Raw genomic sequence first — 17,590 nt, 5'->3', positions numbered from 1 at the left:
GGACAAGCATCGTCATTTTATTATGGTCAGCCTCAGGGTGAAGTGTGTCTAATCAACAGGGTTTTCGGTCTCTAAGTACTTTTTAAAGGGAACATCATCGACTCAAATCTCTATTTGCAACAGTGCCAGAAATTTTATGTTAAATGATTGTTAGAAATGCCCCTTGATCGAGGCATTTTCTATAAAGAATACTAAAAACTAATTAAAGCCAACCAAGTTTCAAAACAAGGCAGTTCTCAGCAATCATATTTTTAAATTATATAACTCCCAACTGAGCTTTTGCTCCAACGATAAGGCTTTCATTTTGAGTTTCTAAGGCAAATAAACCATACATCAAAGGAGAGGCCGCTGCTCTTTCTAAAGTCTGTTCATATAGTTTATTCCAAACTTTACCCCCTAGTTTTTCATACTCGATGATTAGAGTTTTGAGGCTTTCTTCTCCAAACAAAGTTACATGCCCAGCAAAATCAATCGCTGGGTCATCTATATGGGCTGTTGACCAATCAATAACGCCTGAAACAGCTCCATCCTTTGAAGCTAGTACATGCCCAGCATATAAATCGCCATGTATAAATTGGGTGAAATCTGCCCATAGAACATCATTATCCAACCATTTTCTGTAGCGGGTTTCCAATTGCTCACTTATACCAATTTCAGATTTTACTAACTGCAAATTGTTTGCTATTTCAGGTCTTAAATCTGAAGGTTTCATAATTTTCAAATCATTTTCCCGAACTTCTTTTTCAGGAATACTATGGATTTCAAATAAGGTTTTTGCCAAAGATGTTATGTATTTCGGGCTATCTTTGTCCATATTCCAAATTATTTCATAGGTTTCAGCATCCAAATTTAAAACAGGATTATCTTTAAGTATGGGATAAGCCACTAATTCTGTAGATGAAATTCTCCAATCAGGAACCTCTACAGAAAGATGTTTTTTTACCAATTCTAAAATGCGTTTTTCTTTCTTGATTTGTTCCCTCATGCCATCACGACGAGGAATACGCAGCAACCATTGTTGCCCCTTTGTATCAAGAGCAAAAACGACCTTAAAATCAATGCCCATTTCATTGAAATTCATTTTGTCCGTAAGCAACAAGCCGTGTGCTTCAGCAAGTGATTGAATATCTTGAATTGTCATTTTTAATTTCCTTTAAAGAGTTCAATAATTAATGTTCGGATTAGATTGGCTATCATTAACAATCTCTCTCAAAAGTCTTGATGATTTTGTGGTCTTTGATCTCGTAGATAATGTCAGCAATATTATCGACCAATTGCTTGTCATGAGATACGAAGATAATAGTTCCTGCATAGGACTTCATCATTGTTTCTAATGCGGCAATACTTTTTAGGTCAAGATAGTTTCCTGGTTCATCCATAAGCAAAATATTATATTTTCCTAAAAGCATTTTGGATAAAAGCAGTTTGATGATTTCACCTCCCGATAAGTCGGATAAGTTTTTTTGAATATCATTCGCTCCGATCCCCATTGAAGCCAATACTGCACGAATTTCCGCAACTGTGTACTCGCACTCTTCCTGCATAAAGGAGAGCACAGATTTATGCGTGTTAAATTTATATCCTGTTTGTGTAAAGTAGCCAATTTCAGCTTTTGAAGATATGGAAAATCCAACAGAACGTTCTGATATCAATTATAACAAGGACGATTTACCTGTTCCATTAGATACAGTTATAGCGACTTTAGCGCCAAGCGGTATTATAAAGTTAGCGTCATCAAAGATAGTACGGCTACCAAATTTTAAGCTCAGACCATCTGCCGTAATCGGGAACTTATTGTGCAGTTCTAGGGCTGAACTTTGACGAAAACGAATAGAACGCAAATGCTCTGGTGCTTGAATATCTTCTAATGCAGCCAAACGCTTTTCCATACTCTTAGCTGCCTGATACAGTTTTCTTTGCTTGGTGCCAGTCATTTTTGCATGCCCAAGTCGTCCAGCACTTTCGGTAGAGTTTTTGGATTTTTCTCCTTTTTTCTTATTGTCTAATCGATTAGCTTGCTGGCGTTTTTCTTGCACAGCAGATTCTAATCGCTCCCGTTCCTTCATCATCAGCTCATATTCTACGGCTTGGTGTTGTCGCTCTTCTTCTTTTTGACGCAAGTAATCCGAGTAACCACCCCAATATTCCGTAATTTTACCGTCTTTTAACTCCCATATCTTGTCTACAACCATATCAAGAAAATATCGGTCATGACTGATAACAAGTAATGCTCCATCAAATGCTTTAAGTTGACCAATAAGTAGATCTATTCCATTGAGATCAAGGTGGCTGGTTGGTTCATCCGCTAGAATGCCATGTACTTGTTGGGAAAATGCGGCAGCAATTTTTGCACGAGTTTCCTCTCCGCCACTCATTGTGTCGTTTTGTACATTGGAAACACCAAGGCGAGATAACATTGCCCGGTCTTCGACCGTTTCTATTTCGATTCCGCCCAGTTGGCTGATATGTGCAAAATCACCAAAACGCTGTAATGTCGCTTCGGCTAAAACAATTTCGCCATTAAGTACTTTGAGTAAACTACTCTTTCCTGCTCCGTTATCACCCACAAGACCAATACGGTCATAAGAGTGAATTTCCAATTCATCAATATCCAAAACATCACGCCCAGCATAATCCAAGCGTATGTTTCTCGCTTTAATAATTAAACTCATTTTTATTTACTCCTGTTTAGCTCTTGAAATTTTTTATGCAGCAAACAGGATTTAGGTGAAAACAAAAGCTAGCATCACAGTGTCCTCCCAAAAAAAAAGCTATTCATCCACAGGGTGGACAAATAGCTAGTCAATTAAGTTATAACTGGAAACTATGCACTAAAAGCATACTTATAAATTAAGCATACTTTTACTTTATATATCCGCATATATTCTTAAAGACACAACAAAAGCCCACCATTATAAAATAGTGTCACTATGCAAATAGTTGTGTCTTAACGAATGCGGATAGAATGCATAAACTTACCTAAAAAATAAAATTCAGTTTTATGATAACTTTACTGTTAAAAGAAGTCTAGACAACCTTGTTTTATGCTTGGATATAAGGCTTATTTTAAAATAATAGTAGTGAAGATTTTCTAAAATTAACATAATACACCTTATACGAAATGCGCTATAATTATCTATAGAAATCAATGCTGTAGTTTCTAGTTTATAGCTCATCTTCCCCAAGGTGGGCTTTTTTTATGATTTTTCACGTTCCACGCCTATTCTTTGATCAATGTTTCACGACTTTGTTCATATCAGTTTAACAATCGTGGTTAATCATAGGGTCTAAAAAAACGGCTCCAAAAGCCCCTTTTCTCCGGTTCCTGTTCAACATGCTCCGGCACTGGAATCCGCTTATTTTCCCTCCGCTCTGGAGTAGTCAATCCGTCATGTTTAGCTTCTGCTGTGTCAGGTTCGGGATCTGGTTTGACTATGCTGGGTTGCACTAATTCTTGATCGGTAAACGTAGTCATATTAGGTTTTGGGGCTTCTAATAGGCGTTGCATCGTTTCAATTTGGTTTTGATAGAAAGATTCCCGATCTTTGGCATCATCAAGCTGATTTTTCAACATGTCTATCTGCTGTCTAAGCAGTAAAACTTCTGCCGAATTTGGACTGTCTACTTTTACAGATTCTTTTACATCCTGTTTTTTGACGGGTTCCCCAAAAACACGGATTGCTTCCGCTAGATCAATCTTATTCTCAGAATTTTTACTTAAAATTCCTTTCTTTATGTTGTTGTAAATTGTTTGTCTATTGATGTTGTACAGCTTGGAAAGTTCAAGAACTGTAAGGGTTTTCATCCTGTAAGCCTATGCCTAAACTTGTAAAAATTTACTGCCTATTAGACTGCCTAATAGGCAAATGATCAAGTTTGAATTTTATGCAAATGTAAAACCAACTTTTTGAAGATAAGGGAATAATTCTTTGAATTTCTCTGGGGTTTGGAGCATTTCAGCAATACGTACAGCGAACTGCTGATAGCTTTCTGTGCCCTGGGAGTATTTACTCATTTCAGGAAGCTGCGAAAGTTTGTTGGCAAACAAGTGGCGTTGAGCATCTGTCATGGTTGAGAAAATATCTACCGTATTTGGATCTCGCTTGTTTTCTACCGATTGATTGCTCGTTTTCTTCTGTTTGAATGTGAATGAAAAACCTGAAATAGAACGGCCTTTTTTATGTTGTTCGTATTTAACAGTGATATCGGAAAACTCATTCATCTGGTCGATAGCAATATCTAAGACACGTCTTTTAAATGCTTCCATTCGAGTATATTCATTAACACCTATACCGAGTTGGTTGCGAAACTTATTTAATTCAAAAACAGGTGTTTTACCTACGGATTTCCATTGCATTAATAACTCATAAAGACGAACAGCATAAACACTTTTGAAATCTGAAGTTTTTTTCAAATGATAGCTAGTAAAATATTGCTCAAAACCATCTATTTTAGTGACATGCTCAATTACCACACGAGTTAAAGTAACTAATATCCTACCTTCACCTTTTCTATAGTTAGCATCTTGGATCCAACGACTTTTTGTTAGGGTGCCATCTTCATTGGTAATGGTGAATTGTCTTTTAAATAAAGAATCTTCTGCTTCGATTAACGCTAAATATGCTGCATCTGGGGAAACATTAAAGGCTTGTGCATAGCGAGTAGCGTTTAACTCTAATGGCTCATCAGTTGATAACCCTTGTCCTGTTTCACGAGCATCCACAATTGCTAATTGTAATAGGCGAGTTTCAGTTAAGGTAAGTGTCTGTAAAGCTTGTACAAGTTTATTTGATTTTACAACCAAGTCTTTCATGTCATTCTATTTAGCAACTATTTTATTGTGTTGCTATAACAACACAATAAAATCCTGTTGTCAAATACCGAGGAAACGTTGCTATATAACCGAGGAAACGTTGCTATATAACCGAGGAAACGTTGCTATATAACCGAGGAAACGTTGCTATATAACTCCTAAAAGCATTGCTAATAAAGGCTTTCAGTATGCCTAAAAGCATTTAAAAGTATTAAAAATAATTAAAAGCCTAGGTCATGAAAAATTGCCCTATGTTTTCGCTACGCTCAAACTCTATTGAACTTCGCTTACGCTCAGTTCGAAGGGGCAATTTTTGGGTTAATCTCGTGATAACTTCAAAAAAAGCAAAAGCAACTCGGAATTCGCTTCGCTCATAAGTTTTTTATACTCGCTTCGCTCGACCTAGATGCAAATTAAATCTGTTCGCACCCTCCGGGATGCTCTGTATCTCAGTCTCAGCAGCAAAGGGGAGTTTGTAATCAGGGAAAAAACATGGCGAAAATTTTAATTGTGTCTGTTCGCTCGTAGACACTCGCTCTGTAAGGCCTGAATAAAACCAGATAATTTTAAAAACCTGGACCACCGTAATCATAATCATCAGATTTTGGCTTTGGCTGTTCGGGTTGAACCGGTTGAGGGGGCTTATTCTGCATGGGTAATGGATACTTTGGCTGGGAATGCACTTCAAACTCAAAGCATGGCGTTGAGTTATGCTCTGAATCTCTCAATTTTCGATTCATGTTCTGAAGGTTCCAGCCTTCTTGATGCAATATAGGCTCTTGGGTTTTGATAATTTCACTAAAATCTTTTTCCAGTTTTTCCTTATTTTTCTGGTTCTTCACTAAATAATTCAGGTAATACATCACTTCCAATGATGAAAATGGATGGTTTTCAGCACTATAAAAATATTCATGTTGTTGATCTAATTGCTTTTGGCGTTCTTCGAGTTTTCGTTCTTGCTGGTTGTGTTCTCTGATTTTTTGGATTTGGGCGAGATATTCCGCTGTCGCATTTTGTTGGCCAACGCCTAGTTTTGGCTCTGGAAGGTATAGCGTGCCGTGGATCTCGTTATATTTTTCATAGCTGTCTGCTGAAACCTGATTTTTGATGGTTATGTCTTGGCCATCCAGTGTGTAGGTGACGGTTGGACAGTGCTGTGCAAGGGCATCATTCAGATGGTTTTCCCATTGTTTTCGGATATAAATTAAAAAAGTGGAATAGTTTTCATAGCCATCTTGCAGTTGGATTTTTTTGGCACCGCCTTTGGCTGGATCTTGAGGGTTATAGCGTTTGAAGTACTGTTCTGCGCTGCGTTCAATGCCGTCATCCGCTTTTAGCGAGAACATCAGGTGACAATGAGGCTGATCTTCGCCACTGATGCGTGATTTTACGTTGTGTATTGCGTATGAGTGCGGATATTGCTGTGGAACTATATGTTTGTCTAAAAACGTCTCTATGAGCGTTTTACGCTGTTCTGGCGTGAACTCATTTGGTAGGGCAATTTCATACTCCATGTAGGCCTTGGCATTGGCTCGTTCATGACTATCGGCTGCCTGCCAAAACTCAATCGGATCTTTGACAAAGGCGGGCATGCAACGTCCAGGTTCAACATGTTCTAGGACTTCTTCGCTTTTTTTCCTGATGCCTTCGTACTGCATCAACCGAGCAATATAGAGGTAATGCTGGGTGGCGTAGCCTTTATTCTTGCTTTTGATGCTGAAATGGTAGGTTGCCATGTTCACCTCTGATGGTTTGAGACCGGTTTTTATGGAGTGAAACGAGATGAAAACCGCACGGATTTGGAATGCCTGGATGGCTGAAAAATCCGGTTGAAGGGGGTCAAGGGGGAAGCGCCCCATTGCGTACTAGTTTCTCCGATTAGGAGAAACTGTCAAGTGCGAATTATTTAAATTAAAAATAAAAATTCTTTTCAAGAAATTTTATTTTTAATTTAAATAATTATTTTCAGACTGCCCTCTTCAAATATGGTAAAACCATATTTGAAGAGGTTGCAGTTCTGAAAATTTGGCGACAGATGATGGAAATGGAAAAAGCAAAAAAGCGTGGTCGACCAGCTCAGTTACTTCAGAGAGCAGAGTTACATGCTTTCGTGGATTTTTTATTAGAGAACAATCGACGTACTGAATTACAGAATCAGGTCATTGATGCATTGGAGGCTGAAGACTTTAATTTTGAGATGTTGTCTGAAGCACAGAAAATATTAGTCAAAGAAACATTAAAACCTTACAGAGAGCATCTGAAGCTTCAGCTGCTGTTTGATGAGCTGTCTAAAAATCCTAGACGGACCGAATATGAAGCTAAATTTATCGAGTTGTTTCATGCATACCAGGACAATCAACTGGGTATTGCTGAACTGAATATTCTGAAGACGATGTGTACCCGATATCTGAATTTCAAAGCTCAAAAACTGCAATATGCTGATTTAGAGCTGTATTTGAGTCAGATCCAGAAAAAGGATGCTGGGAAAAAGCGTAAAGCTGAAAACAATCGAAAGTATCAGCTCGGTGGCGCTGTGATTGCTGCTTATAAAGAATTGGGTCTTAATATTGATACCTTGACACCAGATCAAGTTAGAAAAGCCATTGTAGGAAATAAGAGGATCATCAATAAGATCGAAAAATCTATAATATTTGAGCAGATTGATATGGATCTTGATACTTTGTACTTCAGGTGGCCAATATTTCTGAAGGTCATTGATAAATTAGCAATGATTGAGTATGAGGGTGAAGTCGTTCCTGAGTATATAAAAGAAATTTATTTAGCTTTATCAGAGTGTAAGGCAGGAAAAAAATAGTTAAAAATAATTAGATTAACAGAAGTTATCTTTAGTAATAAAAAGCCTGATATATCAGGCTTCTCAGTGATTGATTGGATTTAGATATCCATTTTCTTAAACAATAAGAAGGGTAAATTCCGAATAATCATGATGATGATTGCCAATTTGCCAGGTGTGTAGAATATTGCAATAAAAAACCCCGGTATCCTGCCAGGGTTTTATAGTGTTTATGCGGGTTTCAAGCCACAAAAGAGTAAAGACGATTCATAACTCAATAGTCAAAGTTGAAGAAGTGTTCTGGGAAACAAGAAAGGAAGGCTTTTTGAATGTCGCTGTATTCACCTTCTGGGTGTTCCTCTAGATAACGTCGAGTCCAAATGACTGTTGCTTCATAGTCGTTAAAGCTCGGGTCGAGTTGTAAAAAAATCCAGAGTTCATGTGCTTTTTGAATGAAAAAGTCATTGATGATCATGAGGGCAATTTTCTTTTCAGCGTTTGAATTAGGGTATGAGTACATAGTATGTCTCCTATAGAGATGATAAATAGTTTCGTTGATAAACTATTTATAACACATAAAATAATGTGTTTACCACATAATTTTATGTGTTTTTATGTAAATATAACCCTATGCTATAATCTCAAAACACGATTTCTATAAATTTAATCAAATGCCATATACTGAATTTCAACGTCTTATCGGTAAAGCAGGGCTTTCAATTAAGGAATTTGCTGCCTTATTGGATATGAAACCCAATTCGATTACGAATTACAGTAAACAAGGTGTGGTTCCTACACATATCGCTGTAATCGTTGCGTTGATTTCTACGATGAAAGATGAGGGATTAGATTTCTATCCAATTTTTGAAAAAATTAAGTCGTATTCAAAAGAGTAAAACTCTCATTTTTTGATAGCTGTAAGCTTTTTAGTAGAGATTGATGACGTAAAAAATGCCTGAACTTCAGGCATTTTTTTATTTTGAGGTACTTATAAACCTCAATAGAACTTTTCAATAAAGTTTCGAGTTTTGAGAACCAGGATGTTCATCAAAGTACCTTACGTTCTGAGATCTTAGGACGGGCAATCGTTAAACCGGACATTTCTACTTGGGGCTTACACTCGAACTGCGCATAAGAGATTTTATGTTAAATAGATAGTAAAAATTTCTATTTCACTCATCTATAACATGGCAAAACTAATCCATGACTCACATTAAAAAATGTCAACTATTGCAAGATATAGTGCATATGGAGCAAATACGATTGCTAGTAAAGTCCACCAGAAGCCTTTCGCCACGACAATACCCCAAATCCATAAAATTATGATTAAAATTTTACAGGCTATATTAAGAATTGCACTAATCATTTACATTTAACCTTTTATATTTAAAACATTTTTTAATTAAATTTGCATAAATTAATTTTTACTCTAAAGTCGATGCTTAGAACATGAATAACCTAATCTAGAGGTATATGATAAAGTTTCTTCAGTTTGCTTTATTATCCCATCATTATGGATGAAGAATTGAGGGTTCAACAACTTATGATATTGTGGATGGGACTTAATTATTTTATCTTTTTTATAGTTAATTCCTCTTAATTGACAAGTTAATTTAGCTCCTTTAGCTAAATCTTTATTTTTTGCTTGGATGGATATCTGCTTAGTTAAATTATTCTGCTGATTTGTATAGTCAAACATTGATTGTATGAAATCTTTTTCAGTCATGCTTTGCGCATAAGTTTGTAAAGGTAAAATCATCAAAATTAATACTAATTGAGCAATGAAATATTTCATTTATCTTCTCATATAAAAAATATCTTAATATAACATGTGGTTATGAAATTTAACTCTTCATGAATTTGAAGTGATACAATGAAACATACTAAAAGTTTTCTTATAAAAATCTATGAAAATTATCGCTTTCATCATTCTCTTTATCATTTTTATACTTTTTTTAGCTTTAAAAGGAGTTTTAAAATTAGCAAATAGCAAAAATATAATTAATCTAGATATTAGAAATATTGCACATGAATGGATAGCTTCCATGCCAAAGGCTAATGTTTCTCAACAAATAGATGCATCTAATGAGTTAATAAAAGCGACATTTTCTATGTTAGATGCTGCAAAATTAGCAGAGTATAACAAACTCATGTCAATTACTGATAAATCTGGGTTTAATCCATCTAATTTTGTTCAACTTACGTTCAAAGCTGCTCTTGGTTTACAAAATCAGCAAAAGATAAGTCTAGAAGGCTTTGATTTAAGACGTAACTTTGAAAAAGAAATGGTTTTATTTTTTTCAAAATGTGTTTCAGCAGTCTTATTGAACACTGAAATGGATGGATATGAACTATTAAATAGAATAGCCCTAGAAGCTAAAGGAAGTCATATACCTTGGAGTAATATTTAATTTATCTAAAATTAACATAATACACGTTATACGAATTCCCAAGGCATGGCTTTTAGTCATGCTTTTTTTATCAAAAGACTATACCTGAATGATAGCGAGCCAAATCGCATACAATATCTATCATTAGACTTAATGCAATAATTAAATGATAGTATTATCATTAATCTAATAGAATTAAGATTAAATGATAGAAATGAATACACGTATTTATCTACGAGCTTCAACTAAAGATCAAGATGCAGAAAGGGCTTTGCAGATTCTTCAGGATCTAAACCAAAACTTGAATTTGGGTGAAACCATTGTGTACGTGGAAAACTATAGTGGTACGAAGTTAGACCGACCTGAATTGAATAAGCTACTGTCAGAAGCAAATCAAGGTGACACATTGTTAGTTGAAAGTATTGACCGCTTATCACGCCTAACCCAACGAGATTTTCAAGAGCTGAAGCGCAGGATCCAGGAGAAGGGACTTCGTTTAGTCGTAGCAGATCTTCCTACTACCTACCAAATGATTCAAACCAGTGACAGCATTACTCATTCAATCTTGGAACTCATCAACAATATGTTGATTGATCTTCTGGCAACAATGGCCCGCCTAGACAATGAGAAACGTATAGAACGTATTAAGCAGGGCCTGGCACGTTCGGGTTACAAACCAACAGGCAAGAAGGCAAATGAGGCTAAACATAAACGAATAAAAGAATTGCTAGTAGTTGGCAATATGACTAAGGAAGAAATTGCCAAAGCAGTGAATTGTGGAGTTGCAACTGTCTATCGAGTTGCTAAAGTTATCTAAAAGAGGCTTATCTCAACGCGCCCCCAATGGGGCACCGCTGCATTCAGGTTACTTCACATAAGAAATTTTATGTTAAATGATTGTTAGAAATGCCCCTTGATCGAGGCATTTTCTATAAAGAATACTAAAAACTAATTAAAGCCAACCAAGTTTCAAAACAAGGCAGTTCTCAGCAATCATATTTTTAAATTATATAACTCCCAACTGAGCTTTTGCTCCAACGATAAGGCTTTCATTTTGAGTTTCTAAGGCAAATAAACCATACATCAAAGGAGAGGCCGCTGCTCTTTCTAAAGTCTGTTCATATAGTTTATTCCAAACTTTACCCCCTAGTTTTTCATACTCGATGATTAGAGTTTTGAGGCTTTCTTCTCCAAACAAAGTTACATGCCCAGCAAAATCAATCGCTGGGTCATCTATATGGGCTGTTGACCAATCAATAACGCCTGAAACAGCTCCATCCTTTGAAGCTAGTACATGCCCAGCATATAAATCGCCATGTATAAATTGGGTGAAATCTGCCCATAGAACATCATTATCCAACCATTTTCTGTAGCGGGTTTCCAATTGCTCACTTATACCAATTTCAGATTTTACTAACTGCAAATTGTTTGCTATTTCAGGTCTTAAATCTGAAGGTTTCATAATTTTCAAATCATTTTCCCGAACTTCTTTTTCAGGAATACTATGGATTTCAAATAAGGTTTTTGCCAAAGATGTTATGTATTTCGGGCTATCTTTGTCCATATTCCAAATTATTTCATAGGTTTCAGCATCCAAATTTAAAACAGGATTATCTTTAAGTATGGGATAAGCCACTAATTCTGTAGATGAAATTCTCCAATCAGGAACCTCTACAGAAAGATGTTTTTTTACCAATTCTAAAATGCGTTTTTCTTTCTTGATTTGTTCCCTCCTGCCATCACGACGAGGAATACGCAGCAACCATTGTTGCCCCTTTGTATCAAGAGCAAAAACGACCTTAAAATCAATGCCCATTTCATTGAAATTCATTTTGTCCGTAAGCAACAAGCCGTGTGCTTCAGCAAGTGATTGAATATCTTGAATTGTCATTTTTAATTTCCTTTAAAGAGTTCAATAATTAATGTTCGGATTAGATTGGCTATCATTAACAATCTCTCTCAAAAGTCTTGATGATTTTGTGGTCTTTGATCTCGTAGATAATGTCAGCAATATTATCGACCAATTGCTTGTCATGAGATACGAAGATAATAGTTCCTGCATAGGACTTCATCATTGTTTCTAATGCGGCAATACTTTTTAGGTCAAGATAGTTTCCTGGTTCATCCATAAGCAAAATATTATATTTTCCTAAAAGCATTTTGGATAAAAGCAGTTTGATGATTTCACCTCCCGATAAGTCGGATAAGTTTTTTTGAATATCATTCGCTCCGATCCCCATTGAAGCCAATACTGCACGAATTTCCGCAACTGTGTACTCGCACTCTTCCTGCATAAAGGAGAGCACAGATTTATGCGTGTTAAATTTATATCCTGTTTGTGTAAAGTAGCCAATTTCAGCTTTTGGAGATATGGTTAATCCATCAGCACGTTCTGATATCATTTTTAACAAGGACGTTTTCCCTGTTCCATTCGATCCAGTTATAGCGACTTTAGCGCCAAGCGGTATTATAAAGTTAGCGTCATCAAAGATAGTACGGCTACCAAATTTTAAGCTCAGACCATCTGCCGTAATCGGGAACTTATTGTGCAGTTCTAGGGCTGAACTTTGACGAAAACGAATAGAACGCAAATGCTCTGGTGCTTGAATATCTTCTAATGCAGCCAAACGCTTTTCCATACTCTTAGCTGCCTGATACAGTTTTCTTTGCTTGGTGCCAGTCATTTTTGCATGCCCAAGTCGTCCAGCACTTTCGGTAGAGTTTTTGGATTTTTCTCCTTTTTTCTTATTGTCTAATCGATTAGCTTGCTGGCGTTTTTCTTGCACAGCAGATTCTAATCGCTCCCGTTCCTTCATCATCAGCTCATATTCTACGGCTTGGTGTTGTCGCTCTTCTTCTTTTTGACGCAAGTAATCCGAGTAACCACCCCAATATTCCGTAATTTTACCGTCTTTTAACTCCCATATCTTGTCTACAACCATATCAAGAAAATATCGGTCATGACTGATAACAAGTAATGCTCCATCAAATGCTTTAAGTTGACCAATAAGTAGATCTATTCCATTGAGATCAAGGTGGCTGGTTGGTTCATCCGCTAGAATGCCATGTACTTGTTGGGAAAATGCGGCAGCAATTTTTGCACGAGTTTCCTCTCCGCCACTCATTGTGTCGTTTTGTACATTGGAAACACCAAGGCGAGATAACATTGCCCGGTCTTCGACCGTTTCTATTTCGATTCCGCCCAGTTGGCTGATATGTGCAAAATCACCAAAACGCTGTAATGTCGCTTCGGCTAAAACAATTTCGCCATTAAGTACTTTGAGTAAACTACTCTTTCCTGCTCCGTTATCACCCACAAGACCAATACGGTCATAAGAGTGAATTTCCAATTCATCAATATCCAAAACATCACGCCCAGCATAATCCAAGCGTATGTTTCTCGCTTTAATAATTAAACTCATTTTTATTTACTCCTGTTTAGCTCTTGAAATTTTTTATGCAGCAAACAGGATTTAGGTGAAAACAAAAGCTAGCATCACAGTGTCCTCCCAAAAAAAAAGCTATTCATCCACAGGGTGGACAAATAGCTAGTCAATTAAGTTATAACTGGAAACTATGCACTAAAAGCATACTTATAAATTAAGCATACTTTTACTTTATATATCCGCATATATTCTTAAAGACACAACAAAAGCCCACCATTATAAAATAGTGTCACTATGCAAATAGTTGTGTCTTAACGAATGCGGATAGAATGCATAAACTTACCTAAAAAATAAAATTCAGTTTTATGATAACTTTACTGTTAAAAGAAGTCTAGACAACCTTGTTTTATGCTTGGATATAAGGCTTATTTTAAAATAATAGTAGTGAAGATTTTCTAAAATTAACATAATACACCTTATACGAAATAAAAATGGGAGCCTTAAGCTCCCATTTTTTAAGTAATTTTTTCAAATAAGGCTTGGGTGAGCATCTAAAATTCGAATCAATGTAGCTGCTGGTCCAGTTGGATAGCGTCGTCCCTGTTCCCAATTTTGCAGGGTACGGGGGCTAATATGTAGACGTGCAGCAAATTCATTTTGGCTCAAGCCAGTTTTTTCACGTACTTCTTTAATATCAGGCAATTCGAGTTCTGTAACTCGGCTTGCTTTAACTTCTTTACGTTTGATAGCTCCAGCTTCTTTGATTGAAGCAACCAAGTCATCAAATAAGTTGTTATCCATGAAATTGCTCCTTCACGAGTTGGTGCAGAATGGCGGTTTCCTTATCTGTTAAATTATCTTTTACTGATTTTGGATAAGCCACTAAGAAAAAGATCTGATCATCCTCGGTGACCCAATAATAAATCACCCGTATCCCACCACTTTTCCCTTTGTTACCTTGAGCACAACGTACTTTGCGAATACCACCGCCATTCTTGATTAGGTCACCTCTATCAGGCTGTACCAAAAGATCTTGCTGAAGTTGACGATATTCCTCATCAGATACAAGGTCTTTAATTTGCTTGGTAAAGATGCTGGTTTCAATAAATAACATGGACTCTTTATACGTCAATGGCGTATTTGAATTTTAGCAGTTTCCATAACAAAAAACGAGAGCTGGTAGATCTCGTTTCGCATAACAGCCATTATGTTAAATTGTAGTAAGAACTTTAATGCGATAGAGCAGAATGTATATGCAAAATAAGCTTGATAACATTATTCAAGAATTAAAAGAACTATCTGGGAATAGTCGTCTAAACATAGAACTACCTGATGATATTTTCATATCTGCTTATGAACGAAAAATAGGTTTTATTTTTCCAAAAGATTATAAAAAAGTTTTGAAAGAGATTAGCAATATCTTTTATGGAACAATTGAATTAGCGTCTCTTACAGATGAGAAAGAATGCTATCGAGGGCTATCTCAGATATTAAATGATGCTAGGGAGCAAGGTCTGCCAGAAGATTGGCTACCTATTTGTGAAGATAATGGTAGTTATTATTGCCTATCTCCTAATCATAAAATTAGATATTGGACAGCAGATGGATATAGCGATGAGCAGTGGGAAGATTTAGCAGATTGGATCAAGCAAGTTTGGATAGATGGAAATTAAGAATTTCTAAAATTAACATAATACACCTTATACGAAATTAAAAAATGGAGCCTAAAGCTCCATTTTTTAATAACTTTTTTTAAATTGCTAAGCGTAAATTCAGTGCTTTTACAACTTTAATCACAGTATCAAAACTAGGGTTAACATCACCAGAAAGTGCTTTATAAAGACTTTCTCGGCCTAAGCCTGTATCTCGTGATAATTGAGCCATTCCTTTAGCTTTTGCAATGTTACCTAAAGCCTTTGCAATGAATGCGGCATCGCCATTAGATTCTTCAATACATGCTTGTAAGTAAGCCTGCATATCATCCTCTGTTTTAAGATGCTCAGCACTGTCCCATTTGCGAAGTTTAATAGCCATTTATAGCTCCTCCTCTAAATCTTGTGCCAATTGCAGGGCAAGTTTTATATCTTTACTTTGCGTAGACTTATCTCCGCCTGCTAAAAGAATAACAACCCTTTGCCCTTGCTTGCAGTAATAAATCCTATAGCCTGGCCCAAAGAAGAAACGTAATTCAGAAACACCTTCACCGACCGGCTCAGTATCTCCAAAGTTTCCATCTTCAACCCGATCAATTCGGACTTGTATGCGTCTTTTTGCCTGCTGGTCTTTTAACTTGGTGAACCAGTCATCAAAGACTTCAGTGGTATATATTGAGTACATAAGTAGAATGTATCCTATAGGATACATTTATGCAAGAAATAAACTTGATATTTGGGGCTCGAAACGGTGAATTTCGTATAACCGCCATTATGTTAAGTTAATCAAAATTCTTAATGCACCAAAACCTAAAAATTTAAATGGAGTAAAAATGACTTTAAAGGGGTTAGATATTCAAGAAGATTGTATCAAAGCTATTTCTAATGAATCTTTAATATTTGATATTAAGAATAAAGAGTTTTTAGAGGATATAGAAAATCTTTTATTACAGTATTTTCAAAATTTTAGTAATGATTTAAATGGAATTGAGTTTGATAATTTTTCTGTGGAGTTTTGGTTCGATGCAGGACAATTGATTATTTATCCTGAAAAAGATTTATTAGATCGTAAACCCTTTGAATCTGAATATGATTTAGATAGATTAGACCCTTATTTTTATCTAGTTTGTGAAGAATATAGGATATATTTTGATGACTTAATATCTCGAAAAGTAAGCGATCAAGTATCTGAAAAAGAAGCTATTTCTAAAACTAATGACGTAATTGATTGTGTAAGCAAAGCTATAAAAAATATAAATGATGAAAACAATCTTTTAAAGATGTTAGGCAGGCCTAAATTAGAAATAAGATATTTCGGTGTAACGAAAGAAGAACTTTTAGCAAAAGAAATTCTCGTGAAATGAAGTAGATATTTTTGTCGTATTAAGGAAAACTAAAATTAACATAATGGGCGTTATGCGAAGTCAAAAATGGGAGCTTAAGCTCCCATTTTTATTGATGATTTTTTAATTCTTTCAGCATAGCATCCCGTAAAATTTCATTCATTCGTGTTTGATAACCTTTGCCTTGTGCTTTGAACCAAGCAAGTACATCAGCATCTAACCGAATTGAAGTTTGTTGCTTCACTGGGCGGTAAAATTGATTTTGGCGTACAGCACTGCTCCAATCGGTAATTTCAGGAATATCTGATAGATCTAGCTGATCATCAGGAACCGTGCCTTTAGCAAGCAAGCGTTGAATTTCAGCATCTTGCTTCTCACCAAATTTCTCATTCAGCTCTTTGCGTGAGTATCTAACCATGCTCATATTTGTTTCGCTCCGCTTTAGTCACTTGCCTTGCACTAATGATTCGTATGATTTCACAGTCATCTTCATCAAAAATGGTGTGAGCCACCAATAACATTAGTACGCCTTTAACTCGTCCAATGGTTTGCCAACGTTCTTCACCATCGGTATGTCTGTCTTGGATTGAGATCCGTAATGGATCTTCAAAAACAAGGCTTGCAGTTTCGAAAGAGATATCATGCTTTTTCTGATTCTTTCGATTCTTAGCCTCATCCCATTCAAAATACTGTTCCATAAAAAACATTCAAATTTGTATATACAATAATGTATCACAAAATTGTATAACTCAAGTTGAGAAGCGTAATTTTTAGTCAAATTTATTGGCAAGAACTATCAAAACTGCTCATAAAAAAGCCGACTTGTTTCCAAGTCGGCTTTTGAACATCATCGAGCAAATAATTTATATCATAAGTTTTTGATTTTTATATTTTTCAATTTGTGCATTTCGTATAACGCCCATTATGTTAAATATATTTTAGTTAAGTAATTTATCTCTTATCAATTCTTTAAATTTTTCAGGATTTTGCTCCGCTTGATTATTAAAAATATCAAAGTAAGTTAAAGCTTGTTGTTGAATTTTTCCTTTATTTGGAACACGAGAAGCAGGATGAGGGAGTCGAATAGAGGTGGTCCCACTTGTTTGAACAACTAAAAGCGTATTTATAAGTGATATTCCGCTCTAGTTAAGCCACCTTGTTTTGTTGGGGTAGCTGATCATAGTAAAACTCATTTGGTGTCATTTTGTCTAG

At 35.9% G+C, this 17,590-nt stretch carries 20 protein-coding genes and 2 pseudogenes; 7 read left to right on the top strand and 15 right to left on the bottom strand.

Translation table 11 applies throughout. The features are described from left to right. Nucleotides 1-75: pseudogene (locus FTT98_RS15060) on the top strand (IS6 family transposase); the annotation flags it as partial. 181 nt (nucleotides 76-256) lie between these two features. Here the strand turns inward: FTT98_RS15060 and FTT98_RS15055 are convergent. The 5 genes and pseudogenes from FTT98_RS15055 to FTT98_RS15035 form a co-directional block, all read right to left on the bottom strand. Then, nucleotides 257-1,141 carry an Mph(E) family macrolide 2'-phosphotransferase gene (locus tag FTT98_RS15055; protein WP_000155092.1) on the bottom strand — a complete coding sequence of 295 codons (885 nt, stop codon included), beginning with the start codon at nucleotides 1,139-1,141 and terminating at the stop codon, nucleotides 257-259. Between the two features lie 55 nt (nucleotides 1,142-1,196). Continuing rightward, nucleotides 1,197-2,672, bottom strand: a pseudogene (gene msr(E) / locus FTT98_RS15050) (ABC-F type ribosomal protection protein Msr(E)). A gap of 602 nt (nucleotides 2,673-3,274) precedes the next feature. Continuing rightward, a complete protein-coding gene (locus FTT98_RS15045; RefSeq protein ID WP_180177513.1) occupies nucleotides 3,275-3,805 on the bottom strand; it encodes a plasmid replication DNA-binding protein in 531 nt (176 codons plus the stop codon). Between the two features lie 78 nt (nucleotides 3,806-3,883). After that, a complete protein-coding gene (repM, locus tag FTT98_RS15040) occupies nucleotides 3,884-4,813 on the bottom strand; it encodes a replication initiation protein RepM (RefSeq protein WP_180177512.1) in 930 nt (309 codons plus the stop codon). Between the two features lie 566 nt (nucleotides 4,814-5,379). Then, nucleotides 5,380-6,549, bottom strand: a complete 1,170-nt coding sequence (locus tag FTT98_RS15035; protein ID WP_068553182.1) for a MobA/MobL family protein — start codon at nucleotides 6,547-6,549, stop codon at nucleotides 5,380-5,382. Nucleotides 6,550-6,851: 302 nt separating this feature from the next. Between FTT98_RS15035 and FTT98_RS15030 the strand changes: the two genes are divergently transcribed. Then, nucleotides 6,852-7,628, top strand: a complete 777-nt coding sequence (locus FTT98_RS15030; RefSeq protein WP_004884503.1) for a hypothetical protein — start codon at nucleotides 6,852-6,854, stop codon at nucleotides 7,626-7,628. A 253-nt stretch (nucleotides 7,629-7,881) separates the two neighbouring features. Here the strand turns inward: FTT98_RS15030 and FTT98_RS15020 are convergent, their stop codons facing one another. Then, nucleotides 7,882-8,127, bottom strand: coding sequence for a hypothetical protein (locus FTT98_RS15020; RefSeq protein WP_004728465.1), 246 nt, complete (start codon nucleotides 8,125-8,127; stop codon nucleotides 7,882-7,884). Nucleotides 8,128-8,278: 151 nt separating this feature from the next. Between FTT98_RS15020 and FTT98_RS15015 the strand changes: the two genes are divergently transcribed. Beyond that, a complete protein-coding gene (locus tag FTT98_RS15015) occupies nucleotides 8,279-8,503 on the top strand; it encodes a hypothetical protein (RefSeq protein WP_004728467.1) in 225 nt (74 codons plus the stop codon). A 533-nt stretch (nucleotides 8,504-9,036) separates the two neighbouring features. On the opposite strand, the gene FTT98_RS15010 is transcribed toward FTT98_RS15015, so the two are convergent. After that, nucleotides 9,037-9,402: a hypothetical protein gene (locus tag FTT98_RS15010; protein ID WP_180177511.1), complete on the bottom strand. Its 366-nt coding sequence runs from the start codon at nucleotides 9,400-9,402 to the stop codon at nucleotides 9,037-9,039. Between the two features lie 112 nt (nucleotides 9,403-9,514). On the opposite strand from FTT98_RS15010, the gene FTT98_RS15005 reads away from it, so the two are divergent. Then, nucleotides 9,515-10,018 carry a hypothetical protein gene (locus FTT98_RS15005; protein ID WP_163049780.1) on the top strand — a complete coding sequence of 168 codons (504 nt, stop codon included), beginning with the start codon at nucleotides 9,515-9,517 and terminating at the stop codon, nucleotides 10,016-10,018. Between the two features lie 184 nt (nucleotides 10,019-10,202). Then, a complete protein-coding gene (locus FTT98_RS15000; protein ID WP_015060246.1) occupies nucleotides 10,203-10,814 on the top strand; it encodes a recombinase family protein in 612 nt (203 codons plus the stop codon). Between the two features lie 189 nt (nucleotides 10,815-11,003). Here the strand turns inward: FTT98_RS15000 and FTT98_RS14995 are convergent, their stop codons facing one another. The 4 genes from FTT98_RS14995 to FTT98_RS14980 all read right to left on the bottom strand — a co-directional run bounded on the left by FTT98_RS14995 (nucleotide 11,004) and on the right by FTT98_RS14980 (nucleotide 14,497). Then, on the bottom strand, nucleotides 11,004-11,888 hold the full coding sequence (locus tag FTT98_RS14995) for an Mph(E) family macrolide 2'-phosphotransferase (RefSeq protein WP_180177510.1): 885 nt from the start codon (nucleotides 11,886-11,888) through the stop codon (nucleotides 11,004-11,006). A 55-nt stretch (nucleotides 11,889-11,943) separates the two neighbouring features. Further along, nucleotides 11,944-13,419 (bottom strand): ABC-F type ribosomal protection protein Msr(E), encoded by a 1,476-nt coding sequence (msr(E), locus tag FTT98_RS14990; RefSeq protein ID WP_000052512.1) that lies wholly within the window; start codon nucleotides 13,417-13,419, stop codon nucleotides 11,944-11,946. Between the two features lie 492 nt (nucleotides 13,420-13,911). Next, a complete protein-coding gene (nadS, locus tag FTT98_RS14985; protein ID WP_000369781.1) occupies nucleotides 13,912-14,184 on the bottom strand; it encodes a NadS family protein in 273 nt (90 codons plus the stop codon). Further along, complete coding sequence (locus FTT98_RS14980; RefSeq protein ID WP_000897307.1) at nucleotides 14,177-14,497, bottom strand: type II toxin-antitoxin system RelE/ParE family toxin; 321 nt, start codon at nucleotides 14,495-14,497, stop codon at nucleotides 14,177-14,179. The genes nadS and FTT98_RS14980 overlap by 8 nt, the downstream gene beginning before the upstream one ends. Before the next feature lie 139 nt (nucleotides 14,498-14,636). Here FTT98_RS14980 and FTT98_RS14975 point away from each other — a divergent pair, with 139 nt between their 5' ends. Further along, on the top strand, nucleotides 14,637-15,056 hold the full coding sequence (locus tag FTT98_RS14975) for an SMI1/KNR4 family protein (protein WP_001180106.1): 420 nt from the start codon (nucleotides 14,637-14,639) through the stop codon (nucleotides 15,054-15,056). A 79-nt stretch (nucleotides 15,057-15,135) separates the two neighbouring features. Here FTT98_RS14975 and FTT98_RS14970 read toward each other — a convergent pair whose 3' ends face one another. Together FTT98_RS14970 and FTT98_RS14965 are read right to left on the bottom strand one after the other, a co-directional pair. After that, entirely contained in the window at nucleotides 15,136-15,417 is a 282-nt protein-coding gene (locus FTT98_RS14970) for an addiction module antidote protein (RefSeq protein ID WP_000985609.1), read from the bottom strand. Further along, a complete protein-coding gene (locus FTT98_RS14965; protein ID WP_000286964.1) occupies nucleotides 15,418-15,720 on the bottom strand; it encodes a type II toxin-antitoxin system RelE/ParE family toxin in 303 nt (100 codons plus the stop codon). Nucleotides 15,721-15,868: 148 nt separating this feature from the next. Between FTT98_RS14965 and FTT98_RS14960 the strand changes: the two genes are divergently transcribed. Beyond that, a complete protein-coding gene (locus FTT98_RS14960; protein WP_000172759.1) occupies nucleotides 15,869-16,399 on the top strand; it encodes a hypothetical protein in 531 nt (176 codons plus the stop codon). 88 nt (nucleotides 16,400-16,487) lie between these two features. On the opposite strand, the gene FTT98_RS14955 is transcribed toward FTT98_RS14960, so the two are convergent. Continuing rightward, nucleotides 16,488-16,802 (bottom strand): BrnA antitoxin family protein, encoded by a 315-nt coding sequence (locus tag FTT98_RS14955; protein ID WP_004728120.1) that lies wholly within the window; start codon nucleotides 16,800-16,802, stop codon nucleotides 16,488-16,490. Beyond that, nucleotides 16,789-17,076 (bottom strand): BrnT family toxin, encoded by a 288-nt coding sequence (locus FTT98_RS14950; protein ID WP_000438825.1) that lies wholly within the window; start codon nucleotides 17,074-17,076, stop codon nucleotides 16,789-16,791. The genes FTT98_RS14955 and FTT98_RS14950 overlap by 14 nt, the downstream gene beginning before the upstream one ends. Nucleotides 17,077-17,590 lie beyond the last annotated feature (514 nt).

The sequence above is a fragment of the Acinetobacter sp. YH12039 genome (assembly GCF_013420015.1).
Classification (GTDB): domain Bacteria; phylum Pseudomonadota; class Gammaproteobacteria; order Pseudomonadales; family Moraxellaceae; genus Acinetobacter; species Acinetobacter amyesii.
Note: the sequence above shows the minus strand (reverse complement) of the source record. Positions and strands in the feature narration are given on the sequence as shown.